The organism is Achromobacter sp., from assembly GCF_049647645.1.
Taxonomy (GTDB): domain Bacteria; phylum Pseudomonadota; class Gammaproteobacteria; order Burkholderiales; family Burkholderiaceae_B; genus Achromobacter.
Genome location: NZ_JBARYB010000146.1, coordinates 15,631 through 27,757 on the forward strand (window position 1 = coordinate 15,631; position 12,127 = coordinate 27,757).

At 67.4% G+C, this 12,127-nt stretch carries 11 protein-coding genes and 1 pseudogene; 6 read left to right on the plus strand and 6 right to left on the minus strand.

Going from position 1 to position 12,127, the window contains the following annotated elements; translation table 11 throughout:
• From WBB14_RS17395 to WBB14_RS17405, 3 genes are read right to left on the minus strand one after another with little or no spacing between them, the layout of a single operon-like run.
• Positions 1-819: a TatD family hydrolase gene (locus WBB14_RS17395; RefSeq protein ID WP_424240936.1), complete on the minus strand. Its 819-nt coding sequence runs from the start codon at positions 817-819 to the stop codon at positions 1-3.
• Positions 820-858: 39 nt separating this feature from the next.
• Positions 859-1,548, minus strand: a complete 690-nt coding sequence (locus tag WBB14_RS17400) for an ABC transporter ATP-binding protein (RefSeq protein ID WP_424240937.1) — start codon at positions 1,546-1,548, stop codon at positions 859-861.
• Positions 1,541-2,773 (minus strand): lipoprotein-releasing ABC transporter permease subunit, encoded by a 1,233-nt coding sequence (locus tag WBB14_RS17405; protein ID WP_424240945.1) that lies wholly within the window; start codon positions 2,771-2,773, stop codon positions 1,541-1,543. Before WBB14_RS17405 ends, WBB14_RS17400 begins: the two co-directional genes overlap by 8 nt.
• Positions 2,774-2,951: 178 nt before the next feature.
• On the opposite strand from WBB14_RS17405, the gene WBB14_RS17410 reads away from it, so the two are divergent.
• Positions 2,952-3,896 (plus strand): hypothetical protein, encoded by a 945-nt coding sequence (locus WBB14_RS17410; RefSeq protein ID WP_424240938.1) that lies wholly within the window; start codon positions 2,952-2,954, stop codon positions 3,894-3,896.
• On the plus strand, positions 3,878-5,578 hold the full coding sequence (gene recJ, locus WBB14_RS17415; RefSeq protein ID WP_424240939.1) for a single-stranded-DNA-specific exonuclease RecJ: 1,701 nt from the start codon (positions 3,878-3,880) through the stop codon (positions 5,576-5,578). Before WBB14_RS17410 ends, recJ begins: the two co-directional genes overlap by 19 nt.
• A 94-nt stretch (positions 5,579-5,672) precedes the next feature.
• Here recJ and WBB14_RS17420 read toward each other — a convergent pair whose 3' ends face one another.
• Positions 5,673-6,983: an MFS transporter gene (locus WBB14_RS17420; protein WP_424240940.1), complete on the minus strand. Its 1,311-nt coding sequence runs from the start codon at positions 6,981-6,983 to the stop codon at positions 5,673-5,675.
• 259 nt (positions 6,984-7,242) lie between these two features.
• Here WBB14_RS17420 and prfB point away from each other — a divergent pair.
• From prfB to WBB14_RS17440, 4 genes are all read left to right on the plus strand, one after another.
• Positions 7,243-8,347 (plus strand): peptide chain release factor 2 gene (gene prfB / locus WBB14_RS17425; RefSeq protein WP_148260614.1). Its coding sequence is split into 2 segments (ribosomal slippage): positions 7,243-7,323 and positions 7,325-8,347, totalling 1,104 coding nucleotides; the frame shifts between segments, so codons are not numbered across the junction.
• Positions 8,348-8,388: 41 nt separating this feature from the next.
• The gene (locus WBB14_RS17430; RefSeq protein ID WP_424240941.1) at positions 8,389-9,144 is read left to right on the plus strand and encodes an SDR family oxidoreductase; all 756 of its coding nucleotides are present in this window, start codon (positions 8,389-8,391) and stop codon (positions 9,142-9,144) included.
• Positions 9,145-9,154: 10 nt separating this feature from the next.
• Positions 9,155-10,678, plus strand: a complete 1,524-nt coding sequence (lysS, locus tag WBB14_RS17435; protein WP_332011628.1) for a lysine--tRNA ligase — start codon at positions 9,155-9,157, stop codon at positions 10,676-10,678.
• A 15-nt stretch (positions 10,679-10,693) separates the two neighbouring features.
• The gene (locus WBB14_RS17440; RefSeq protein ID WP_424240942.1) at positions 10,694-11,014 is read left to right on the plus strand and encodes a preprotein translocase subunit TatB; all 321 of its coding nucleotides are present in this window, start codon (positions 10,694-10,696) and stop codon (positions 11,012-11,014) included.
• A 21-nt stretch (positions 11,015-11,035) separates the two neighbouring features.
• Here WBB14_RS17440 and WBB14_RS17445 read toward each other — a convergent pair whose 3' ends face one another.
• Together WBB14_RS17445 and WBB14_RS17450 are read right to left on the minus strand one after the other, a co-directional pair.
• On the minus strand, positions 11,036-11,671 hold the full coding sequence (locus tag WBB14_RS17445) for a TetR/AcrR family transcriptional regulator (protein WP_424240943.1): 636 nt from the start codon (positions 11,669-11,671) through the stop codon (positions 11,036-11,038).
• Positions 11,672-11,677: 6 nt separating this feature from the next.
• Positions 11,678-12,127 (minus strand): annotated as a pseudogene (locus tag WBB14_RS17450) (steroid 3-ketoacyl-CoA thiolase); the annotation flags it as partial.

The window sequence follows — 12,127 nt, forward strand, 5'->3', positions numbered from 1 at the left end:
TCAGTCGGCATCGGCCAGGATCGCGGCCGGCAGCCGCGGCAAAACCCGCATGGCATTGGCCGTGGTGGCATGCGCCACCTGCGCGGGCGTGATGCCGCGCAGTTCCGCCAGCGTGGCGGCAATGCGGACCAGTTCCGCTGGCGTGTTGCGCCGCTGCGGCGGATGCAGCCAGGCCGGGGGAATGTCCGGCGCATCGGTCTCCAGCACCAGGTGCGCCAGGTCCACATCCACCGCGTGGCGGCGGATCTGCAAGGCGCGCTCATAGGTCATGGCGCCGCCCAGGCCCAGCGCAAAGCCCTGGTCGATGAAGGCCTGCGCCTGCTGCGCGCTGCCATTGAAGGCGTGCGCGATGCCGCCGATACGCGGGTGGCGGCGCAGGTACTTCAAGAGGATGTCCTGCGATTTGCGCACGTGCAGCAGCACCGGCAGGTGGAACTCGGCGGCCAGCGCCAGTTGCGCGGCGTAGAACCGTTCCTGGCGTTCGCGCGGCTCGCCGGACGCTATTTCGGGAACGAAGAAATCCAGGCCGATCTCGCCGATGGCGACGAAGCGCGGATCGCCCAGCGATTCCTTGACGGCGGCGCGCAACGCGTCCAGGTCATCATCGCTGGCGCGCTGCACATACAGCGGGTGGATGCCCAGCGCGTAGGCGCCGCCGGCGGTCTTGCCGGCCAGATCGCGCACCACGGAAAAATTGGCGCGCTCGACGGCGGGAATCACAATGGATTGGACATCCGCCTCGCAGGCGTCATCGGCGACCTGCTCGCGGTCGGCGTCGAACTCGGCGGCATCCAGGTGGCAATGGGTATCGATCAGCATGGGCGCGACCTCCTTGGCCGGATTATCGCCCGGCGCGCCCTAACCCGAAACCAGGCGGCCGTTTTCCATGAGCAGTTGGCGGTCGGCGCGGGCGGCAAGTTCGGGGTCGTGGGTGACGATGGCGAACGCCGTGCCGGATTCCTGGTTCACCCGCGTCAGGAGTTCGAACATATTGTGCGCGGTGTGGCGGTCCAGGTTGCCGGTAGGCTCGTCAGCCAGCACGCAGACGGGCCGCGTAACCAAGGCCCGCGCCAACGCCACGCGCTGTCGCTCGCCACCGGACAACTGCCCCGGGAAATGCCCTTCGCGGGCGGCCAGGCCCACCATGCCCAGGACTTCGTGGGCGGCAGCCCGCGCCTTGTCGCGGCTCTCGCGGCGCACGATCAACGGCATCGCGACGTTGTCCAGCGCGGAAAACTCCGGCAGCAGGTGGTGGAACTGATAGACGAAGCCCAGGCTGCGGTTGCGCACCGCGCTCTTGCGGCCCTCGGACAGCCCGACGGCGAGCTGGCCATCCACCGATACCGAGCCGCTGCTGGGCACGTCCAGCAGGCCCAGGATATGCAGCAGCGTGCTCTTGCCGGAGCCCGAGGCGCCGACGATGGCGACCATCTCGCCGCGCGCCACCGTCAGGCTGACGTTGCTCAGCACTTCGATGCGCGCGGGGCCTTCGTCGTAGACCTTGACGATATTGTCGGCCTGCAGCGCGGGAGTCAGCATGTCAGTCATGGCGCAGCACCTGTGCGGGTTGCAGGCGCGAGGCGCGCCAGCTGGGATACAGGGTCGCCAGCAGCGACAGCACCAGGGAGGTCACGCCGATGGTGACGATGTCCCCCATCTGCGGATCCGAAGGCAAGGCGCTGATGAAATAGATTTCGCGCGGCAGGAAATGCACGCCCAGCAAGCCCTCGATGAAGGGCACGATCACGTCGACGTTGTAGGCGATGAGGATGCCGCCCGCCACGCCCAGCAGCGTGCCGATGACACCGATCAGCGCCCCCTGCACCAGGAAGATGCGGGCAATCTCGCGCGGCCCCGCGCCCAGCGTGCGCAGGATGGCGATGTCGGACTGCTTGTCCTTCACGGCCATGACCAGGGACGACAGCAGGTTGAACGCGGCCACGGCCACGATCAGCGCCAGGATCAGGAACATCATGCGCTTTTCGGTCTTCACGGCCGCGAACCAGGTGCGGTTGTTGCGCGACCAGTCGCTCGCCATCATGTAGGGCGGCAGCACCTTTTGCAGTTCCGCCGCCACTTCCGGGGCGCGCTGCATGTCGGCGACGCGCAGGCGCACGCCGGCTGTGCCGCTGTCACGGAACACGCGGGCGGCGTCCTCGTCGTCGACGAAGGCCAGCGAGGAATCGTATTCATAGTGGCCGGACGAGAACACGCCCACCACGGTGAACTGGCGCATGCGCGGCGTGAAGCCCGCCGGGCTGATCGAACCTTGCGGCGCCATCATCAGCAATGTATCGCCCAGCTTCACGCCCATGCCGTCGGCCAGTTCATTGCCCAGCACCACGCCGAAGCTGCCGGGCTTCAGGTCGGTGAGCTTGCCCGACACCATCTGGCGCGGCAGGTCCGACACATTGCCTTCGGTCTGCGGATCGATGCCGCGCACCTGCACGCCGCGCAGGGCCTGCCCGCGCACCAGCATGCCCTGCGCCGCCACGAACGGGGCGCCGGCCTTGACCTCGGGATTCTTCTCGGCGGCGGCAGCGAATTCCTGCCATTTCTCCAGCACGCGCTCGGGCGCAGCCCCCGGAATATAGAGTTCGATGTGCGGCAGCACCGACAGCATGCGGTCGCGCACTTCCTTCTGGAAGCCGTTCATCACGGACAGCACCACGATCAGGGCGGCGACACCCAGCGCGATGCCCGCCATCGAACTGGCGGCGATGAAGGAGATGAAGCGATCGCGGCGGCCGCGTCGCTCGCGGATTCTGGCCAGCCCGGCATAGCGGGCGCCTATCCATAGTTCGTAGGGTATTTTCAGCACGTGCGCATTATGGCATTAACCGCCTGGATTCCGGCCCGCGGATGTGCGGTTCGGAATCCAGGCGTTTCAAGCTATGGCAGTCCGCGGAGCCGCTTAGTTCCCGGCGCCTGCGGGGACTACAATCGCGCCCATGCTGATCGTCATTCCGGGCGCCCTGCCCGCCCTTCCCGTTGCCGCCGAACTGGCCAAGCTGTTGCCCGAACGCGCACCCACGCTGCATGGCTGGCTGCTTGCCGGCAGCGCCCGGCCCCAGGCCCATGACCTGCGCGAGCAGGGCTGCGCACCCTACGAATCCTGGCTGCTGGCCCGCGCCGGCTACGTCCCCGAGCCCGGCCTGCCGCCCGGCGCCGGGCTGGGCCCGCTCCTGGCCGGGGCGCAAGCCGAAAGCAGCGGCCCCGTCTGGCTGGCCGAGCTGGTCCATCTGGCGCTCGGCACGGACCAGGCCACCTTGCTGGATCCCGGCCTGATGGAGCTGCGCGCCGAGGAAACAGCCGCCCTGCTCGACACCGCCCGCCCCCTGTTCGAAGGCACGGGCTTCGCGGTGGAGGCGCTCTCGCCCGAACGCTGGCGCCTGCGCCTGCCGGACGGCCTGCGCCCGCAGACCGCCAGCCCGCTGGCCGTGGCCGGACAGCGCCTGAACGACTGGTGGCGCCAGGACGCGGAAGCGCGCCCCTGGCGCCGGCTGCTCAATGAAATACAGATGGCCTGGCACGAACACCCGGTCAACGACGCCCGCGCGGCGCGCGGCTTGCCGCCCGTCAACGCGCTGTGGCTGTATGGCGGCGGCACGCCCTGGGCACAGTCCCAGCCGGCCCCGGCGCAGGTGTACACCAATCTGGACGCCCCCCAGCGCGCTGGCGATTGGGCTGCCTGGCTGGACGCCCTGGCCGCGCTGGATGCGCAGCATCTGCGCCCCCTGGCCGGCAAGCACGGCCTGCCCGCTGCGCCCGCCGAACTGCTGCTGCTGGGCGACGACCGCAAGGTCGCCCTTACCCTGAAACCGCGCGGGGGCTTGCTCGGCTTGCTGCCCGCGCCCAAGAAAAACTGGAGCGCCTGGTGGTCTCACCCCGCTTAACCGTCCGCACGCCCGACCTGCAAGCCTGCCACATCCTGGAAGCCTCGGGCATCCACCCGCTGTTGGCCCGCCTGTGGGCCGCCCGCGGCGTCACCCATCCCGATCAAACCCAACTCGCCTGGAAGTCGCTGCTGCCGCCTACGGGCCTGACGCATTCGGCCCATGCCGCGGGCGTGCTGGCCGACGCCATCCAGGCGGGCAAGAAGCTGCTGATCGTGGCCGACTACGACTGCGACGGCGCCACCGCCTGCGCGGTCGGCCTGCGCGCGCTGTCCGCCATGGGCGCCGATGTGGACTTCCTGGTGCCCAACCGCTTCGAAACCGGTTACGGCCTGTCGCCCGCCGTGGTCGACCTGGCGGTCCGGCATCGCGCCGGCAAGCCCGACATCATCATCACGGTCGACAACGGCATCGCCAGCGTGGACGGCGTGGCCGCGGCCAATGACGCCGGCATCGGCGTGGTCATCACCGACCACCACTTGCCGGGCGACACGCTGCCGGCGGCCCTGGCCATCGTGAACCCCAACCAGCCCGGCTGCGGCTTTCCGTCCAAGAACCTGGCGGGAGTGGGCGTCATTTTCTACATGATGCTGGCGCTGCGCGCCGAATTGCGCCGCCGCGGCGTCTACGCGGCCGATGGCGGCCCGCGCCTGGACGCGCTGTCCGACCTGGTGGCGCTGGGCACGGTGGCCGACGTGGTCAAGCTGGACGCGAACAACCGCCTGCTGGTCACCCAGGGCCTGCAGCGCATGCGCACCGGCCGCCTGCAGCCCGGCTTGCGCGCGCTGTTCGCCGTGGCCGGACGCGAGCCGCGCGCGGCCAACGGCTTCGACCTGGGCTTCGCCCTCGGCCCCCGCATCAACGCGGCCGGCCGCCTGGCCGACATGAGCCTGGGCATCGCCTGTCTCACCACCGACGACGAGGCGCAAGCGCTGGAACTGGCGCGCGAGCTCGACAACATCAACCGCGAACGCCGCACCATCGAAGCCGAAATGCGCGAACAGGCGCTGGCCGCCATGGAAGAGCCGAACGCAGCCGCGGGCGCCACGGTCTGCGTGTTCGACCCGGGCTGGCACCAAGGCGTGGTGGGCCTGGTGGCTTCGCGCCTGAAAGAAAAATTCTGGCGCCCCACGCTGGCTTTCGCGCCTGCGGGCGACGACGAAATCCGCGGCTCCGGCCGCTCGATCCCCGACGTGCACCTGCGCGACGCGCTCGACCTGGTGTCCAAGCGCCATCCCAACCTGATCCGCAAGTTCGGCGGCCACGCCATGGCGGCCGGCCTGACCCTGGGACGCGACGACTTCGCCGCTTTCGCTCCCGCGTTCGACGCCGCCGTGCGCGAGCTGACCGGCCGCGACGCCTTCGAGCCGGTGATCGAGACCGATGGCTCGCTGGAATCGGGCTATGCCAACGCGGACGTGGCCGGCATGCTGCAGCAGCAGGTCTGGGGCGCCGGCTTCGCCGCCCCCTTGTTCCTGGACGAGTTCGTGGTGCGCAACCAGCGCCTGGTCGGGGAAAAGCACTTGAAACTGTCGCTGGAACGCGGCCACCAGCGCTTCGACGCCATCTGGTTCGGCCACGACCAGTCGCTGCCCGAACACATCCAGGCGGCTTACCGGCTGGAACAGAACGTGTGGAACGGGATGGTGTCGGTGCAGCTGGTCATCGAACACGCGGGCTGAGGCCCGCCATGCGCTGGAACGTCTATAAGGCTTGAAACGTCGCACGCGGAGCGGACCTGGTTACCGGTCCCTGGCCGCTCGCTCGACGCCCGGACTACTTGTTGACCAGCTTCGCGGGCTGCGCCAGGGCCACCAGCGCGCCTACCACCAGGCATCCCGACAGCATGTAGAGGCCAGTATTGGTGGTGCCCGTCATGTCCTTGAGCCAGCCCACCAGATACGGGCTGACGAAGCCGGCCAGGTTGCCCACCGAGTTGATGAGCGCGATGCCGGCCGCTGCGGCCGTGCCCCCCAGCAAGGCCGTGGGCAGACTCCAGAACAGCGGCAACACCGTGCAGATGCCGATGTTGGCCACCGTCAGCGCCAGGATCGCGAGCACGGTATTGCCGCTCCAGATCGCCGAGAACAGCAGGCCCAGGGCGCCGAACAGCGCAGGCAGCGCCACGTGCCAGCGGCGCTCGCGCAGGCGGTCGGAGTTGCGCGAAATCAGGATCATGCCGATCACGGCGAACAGGTTCGGAATCGCCGTCAACAGGCCGATGGCCAGCGGGCTCTGCACGCCCGTGCTCTTGATCAGGGTCGGCATCCAGAAGCCCACGCCGTACAGCCCCATCACGAACGAAAAGTAGATCAGCGCCATCGCCCACACCCGCGGCTTGGCCAGCGCGGCGCGGATAGGCGGATCTTCCTTCTGCTGCTCCTCGGCCGCGATATTGCGGATCAGCACGGCCTTTTCATTGGCGGTGAGCCACTTGGCCTTGTTGATGCGGTCGTCCAGGTAGATCAGCACCAGCACGCCGATCAGGACCGACGGAATCCCTTCCAGCAGGAACAGCCATTGCCAGCCCGACAGCCCGTGGTCGCCATGGAAGGTGCTCATGATCCAGCCGGAGATCGGGCCGCCGATCAGCCCGGACATGGGCACCGCAGTCATGAAAAAGGTCGTGATGCGGCCGCGCCGGGCCGCCGGATACCAGTACGTCAGATACAGGATGATGCCGGGGAAGAACCCGGCCTCGGCCGCCCCCAACAGGAAGCGCAGGGCGTAGAACATGTGCACGCTGGTCACGAACATCATGCAGGAGGAGATGATCCCCCAGGTGATCATGATGCGCGCGATCCAGATCCGCGCGCCCACCTTGTGCAGGATGATGTTGCTGGGAATCTCGAAGATGAAGTAGCCGATGAAGAATATGCCCGCGCCCAGCCCGTACACGGTTTCGCTGAACTGGAGCTCCTGCAGCATCTGGAGTTTGGCGAAGCCCACGTTGACGCGGTCCAGGTAGGCCACGACGTAGCACACCACCAATAGCGGCACCAGCCGCCAGCCTACCTTGCGGTAGATCCGGTCTTCCTCTGTCGCCGGGATCGCCGGCGAAACCCCGGGGGCCATCGCGTTGTCCATCTGTGTCTCCATTCCTCTGTCGGGATAGGCCGGCTGCTCGCCGGCGCCGTCGCGGCCCATCCCGTCCCGATCAGGAACGGTCAGGCCGCTGCCCCCAGCCTAGAACCCCCGTCTTGACAAAAAACTGAACAATTCGGATTTTCTGGCAGAAACCTCCGCGATAAGATCCGTCCCCCTTCTTGCCTACTGCGGCCGCGCACTTGGCCCAAGCACGGTAAAATGTTTGGTTTCGCACAAAAGTCATCAGGACAGGATCATCATGGAAGCCGAACGTCAGAACCAGCTCGCAGCCCGCCTCGCCGATTACGCGGAGCGCGAACAGGCTCTACGGAGGTATCTTTGACTACGATGCCAAAGCTGAACGCCTGCAAGTCGTAAACGCCGAACTCGAAGATCCGGCGGTCTGGAACGACCCCAAGCACGCCCAAGACCTGGGCCGTGAAAAGAAAGCCCTGGAAGACGTGGTGGAAACGCTCACCGCCTTGGGCTCGGGCCTGGCCGACTCGAACGAACTGTTCGAACTGGCCGCCTCGGACGACGACGACGCCACCCTCGAATCCATCGAGCAGGATGCCGACGCCTTCCAGGAAAAGCTGGAAGCGCTGGAATTCCGCCGCATGTTCTCCAATCCGGCCGATCCGCTGAACTGCTTCCTGGACATCCAGGCTGGCGCCGGCGGCACGGAAGCGCAGGACTGGGCCTCGATGCTGCTGCGCCAGTACCTGAAGTACGCCGAACGCAAGGGCTTCAAGGCCGAAGTGCTGGAAGAATCGGACGGCGACGTTGCCGGCCTGAAGTCCGCCACCATCAAGATCGAAGGCGAGTACGCGTTCGGCTATCTGCGCACCGAAACCGGCGTGCACCGCCTGGTCCGCAAGAGCCCGTTCGATTCCTCGGGCGGCCGCCACACCTCGTTCGCCAGCGTCTTCGTCTATCCCGAAGTCGACGAATCCTTCGAAGTCGAAGTGAACCCCGCCGACCTGCGCGTGGACACCTACCGCGCTTCCGGCGCGGGCGGCCAGCACATCAACAAGACCGATTCGGCGGTGCGCCTGACCCACATCCCCACGGGCATCGTGGTGCAGTGCCAGAACGACCGTTCGCAGCACCGCAACCGCGCCGAAGCCATGCAGATGCTGAAGTCCAAGCTCTACGAACTGGAAATGCGCAACCGCATGGCCGAGCAGCAGAAGCTGGAAGACTCCAAGACCGACGTGGGCTGGGGTCACCAGATCCGCTCCTACGTGCTGGACCAGAGCCGCATCAAGGACCTGCGCACCAACGTCGAAATTTCCAACACCCAGAAGGTGCTGGACGGCGACCTGGATCCCTTCATCCAGGCCAGCCTGAAGCAAGGCATCTGAGTTTCGCGATACTCCCCCTCAACGCATCCAGAGGTTCACGAATGTCCGACACCATCGTAATTCTCACCGGCGCATCGCGCGGCATCGGCGCCGCCATGGCGCGCGGCCTGGCCAAACCGGGCACCCGCCTGATCACCCTGGCGCGCCGGGAAGATCCCGAGCTGGCCGCCTATGCCCGCTCGCAGGACGCGCAGCTGGAACAGCTGTCCGTGGACCTCTCGGACCTGAATGCGGCCGAGACGGCCGCGCAGCGCATCTGCGCGTCGCTGCCGCGTGACGCCCGCCGCTATCTGCTGATCAACAACGCGGGCACCGTGCACCCCGTCGCCGGCACCGACGCGCTGGTCGACGGCGCAGCCATCGCCACGGCGTTCAACCTGAACGTCAGCGCCGTCATGCTGCTCACGGCACGCTTCCTGGCCGCGGTCGAGGACCTCAAGGCCGACCGCCGCGTGCTCAATATCTCCTCCGGCGCGGGCCGCAACCCGAACGCCGGCTGGGGCGTCTACTGCGCCACCAAGGCCGCGCTCGACATGTACTCGCGCGTGGTCAAGGCGGAGCAAGGCGCCGACGGCGCGCGCATCGTCGCGTTGGCCCCTGGCATCGTCGATACCGACATGCAGGTCGCCATCCGTTCCAGCGATCCGGAAAGCTTCCCGGCGCTGGCCAAGTTCCAGGAGTTCCACGCGACTGGCAAGCTGTCCTCGCCCGCCAACGTGGCCTCCCGCATCCTCGCCTACCTGGATCGCGAAGATTTCGGCACCACCGAGATCGACGACATCCGCAATTACGACTGATTCCCCGACCATGACCGACCACTCGACCACTCCGGCTCCCGCCCAGGACGAAAACCGCTTGATCGCCGAACGGCGCGCCAAGCTGGCCAAACTGCGCGAAACCGGGGTCGCGTACCCCAACGACTTCGTTCCCGACGCCCGCGCCGCCGCCCTGCATGACAAGTACGACGGCCAGGAGCAGGAAGCTCTTGCCGCCAACCCCGTCACCGTCAAGGTCGCCGGCCGCATGATGCTCAAGCGCGTCATGGGCAAGGCCAGCTTCGCCACGCTGCAGGACAGCACCGGCCGCATCCAGATCTACCTGGACCGCGGCACCCTGGGCGAAGACAGCTACGCCGCGTTCAAGCAATGGGACATCGGCGACATCATCGCGATCGAAGGGTCGGTCTTCAAGACCAACAAGGGCGAGCTGTCGGTGCACGCCGCCAGCGCCCGCCTGCTGTCCAAGTCGCTGCGTCCGCTGCCCGACAAGTTCCACGGCGTGGCCGACCAGGAACTGCGCTATCGCCAGCGCTACGTCGACCTCATCATGACGGACGCCACGCGCCGCACCTTCGAGGCGCGCAGCAAGGCCGTGGGCAGCATCCGCCAGTTCATGCTGAACGCCGGCTTCCTCGAAGTCGAAACCCCGATGCTGCACCCGATCCCGGGCGGCGCGGCGGCCAAGCCCTTCGTCACGCACCACAATGCGCTGGACATGGAAATGTACCTGCGCATCGCGCCCGAGCTCTACCTCAAGCGCCTGATCGTGGGCGGCTTCGAGCGCGTCTTCGAAGTCAACCGCAACTTCCGCAACGAGGGCGTGAGCCCGCGCCACAATCCTGAATTCACCATGATGGAGTTCTATGCGGCCTTCGCGGAATACCGCTGGCTCATGGACTTCACGGAAGAACTGATCCGCCAGGCCGCCATCTCGGCCACCGGCAGCGCGGTGCTGACCTATGGCGAACGCGAACTCGATCTGTCCAAGCCGTTCGACCGCCTGACCATCTGCGAAGCCATCCTCAAGTACGCCCCCGGCTACACCCAGGCGCAACTGGACGATGCGGCCTTCGTGCGCGCCGAACTCAAGAAGCTGGGCGCCGACGCCGACGGCCCGGTGCTGTCGCGCGCCGGACTGGGCGCGCTGCAGCTGGCCCTGTTCGAAGAGACCGCCGAAGCCAAGCTCTGGAACCCCACCTACATCATCGACTACCCGGTGGAAGTCTCACCGCTGGCACGCGCCTCCGATACCCGCGAGGGCATCACCGAGCGCTTTGAGCTCTTCATGACAGGCCGCGAGATCGCCAACGGCTTCTCGGAGCTGAACGATCCCGAAGACCAGGCCGAGCGCTTCCGCTCGCAGGTCGAAGCCAAGGACGCCGGCGACGAGGAAGCCATGTTCTACGACGCGGACTACATCCGCGCCCTGGAATACGGCATGCCTCCGACGGGCGGCTGCGGCATCGGCATCGACCGACTGGTCATGCTGCTGACCGACAGCCCCAGCATCCGCGACGTCATTCTCTTCCCGCATCTGCGCCGTGAAGACTAAGCCGCGTTCGGCATCATGATCTTCAAGATCCTGATGCTGCTGCTGGTCGTGGCGGGGCTGGTCTACTGGATCAAGCAACCCCGCCGCCTCCAGCCGGCTGCCTCATACCAGCCGGCGCGGCCGCGTCGGCCGGTCTTTATCGCCCTGTGCATCGCCGCCGCGATCTCCGTGGTCGCCTTCTTGCTGACTGCCCTGTTGTGGATGGGCAGCGTGGCCGGCGGCGTCACCGGCGGCGGCTATCACGGCGAAGCGGATTTTCTGCTGCCCGTGTCCGGCTCCCTGCTGGCGCTTGCCATCGCCTGCGCCGTGGGCGCGTTCCTCAAGCGCCGGGGCTGAGCCCTCGGGCTCCCGCCCTGGCTACAAAGGCCACCTGCCCGCCCCCGGCGGCAGCGTCGGCAGCGACGCCTGCAGCATTGCATCGATAAACTCGGCTGGCCGCAAGCGGCCGCCGGGCTTGTACCACTGCACCGTCAGATTCATGGCGCCCAGCACGCAACGCTTGATGACCCGCGCATCGCCCTGGAGCAACCCTGCCGTCACGGCGGCCGCGACCACTTCCTGCCACATCGCCTCGTAGCGGTCGCTCAGCGACTTCACGACGGCCTGGCTGGGTTCGGACAGGCTGCGCCATTCGTACACCAGCGCATTCATGGCGTCGCCGCCGGCGCCATGCAGCATGCTCCCCATGTGCACCCGGAACAGCGCAGCCAACCGGTCCGCCGGCGCCTGGTAGCAGGCCAGCGCCCGTTCGCCGTCGTCGATCACTTCCTGGATGCCGTTGTTCATCACCGCCACCAGGATCTCTTCCTTGCTGCGGAAATGATGGAACAGGCTGCCGGACTGCAAGCCCACCGCCCGCGCCAGTTCGCGCACGGTGGTGCGTTCATAGCCGTGCTTGCAGAACAGCTGGCCCGCCGTCAGGATTACCTCGCGCCGGCGTTCGGACTCCGAGCCCTCGTCCCGGCCTTGCGCGGCCTCCCGCAATTTCTCCATGTCCGGTCACAGCCTCTGGATGATGGTGGCCGTGGCCATGCCATGCCCGATGCACATCAGCTGCATGCCCAGCTCGCCCTCGGTGGCTTCCAGCCCCGTCAGCATCTTGGCCAACAGGCCGGCCCCGGTGGCTCCCAGCGGATGGCCGTGAGCGATCGCGCCGCCCCAGGGATTGACCCGCGACAGGTTCGCTCCCAGCTCCCGCTGCCAGGCCAGCACCACGCTGGCGAAGGCCTCGTTGATCTCGATCCAGTCTATGTCCTCCAGGCTCAGGCCAGCGCGCGCCAGCGCCTGCCGAGCCGCCGGGATCACGCCCGTCAATTGCAGCACCGGGTCCGATCCCACCGCCACTCGCGCCAGGAAGCGCGCACGCGGCCGCAAGCCGTCGGCCAGGGCCGCATCGCGGTCGGCCAGCAGCACCGCGGACGCGCCGTCCGCCAGCTGGCTGGCGTTGGC

What these genes read in the sequence shown, in the direction of transcription:
- WBB14_RS17395 (WP_424240936.1), bottom strand. Translation starts at nt 819, where the DNA reads ATGCTGATCGATACCCATTGCCACCTGGATGCCGCCGAGTTCGACGCC.
- WBB14_RS17400 (WP_424240937.1), bottom strand. Translation starts at nt 1,548, where the DNA reads ATGACTGACATGCTGACTCCCGCGCTGCAGGCCGACAATATCGTCAAG.
- WBB14_RS17410 (WP_424240938.1), top strand. Translation starts at nt 2,952, where the DNA reads ATGCTGATCGTCATTCCGGGCGCCCTGCCCGCCCTTCCCGTTGCCGCC.
- WBB14_RS17420 (WP_424240940.1), bottom strand. Translation starts at nt 6,983, where the DNA reads ATGGACAACGCGATGGCCCCCGGGGTTTCGCCGGCGATCCCGGCGACA.
- WBB14_RS17430 (WP_424240941.1), top strand. Translation starts at nt 8,389, where the DNA reads ATGTCCGACACCATCGTAATTCTCACCGGCGCATCGCGCGGCATCGGC.
- lysS (WP_332011628.1), top strand. Translation starts at nt 9,155, where the DNA reads ATGACCGACCACTCGACCACTCCGGCTCCCGCCCAGGACGAAAACCGC.
- WBB14_RS17440 (WP_424240942.1), top strand. Translation starts at nt 10,694, where the DNA reads ATGATCTTCAAGATCCTGATGCTGCTGCTGGTCGTGGCGGGGCTGGTC.
- WBB14_RS17445 (WP_424240943.1), bottom strand. Translation starts at nt 11,671, where the DNA reads ATGGAGAAATTGCGGGAGGCCGCGCAAGGCCGGGACGAGGGCTCGGAG.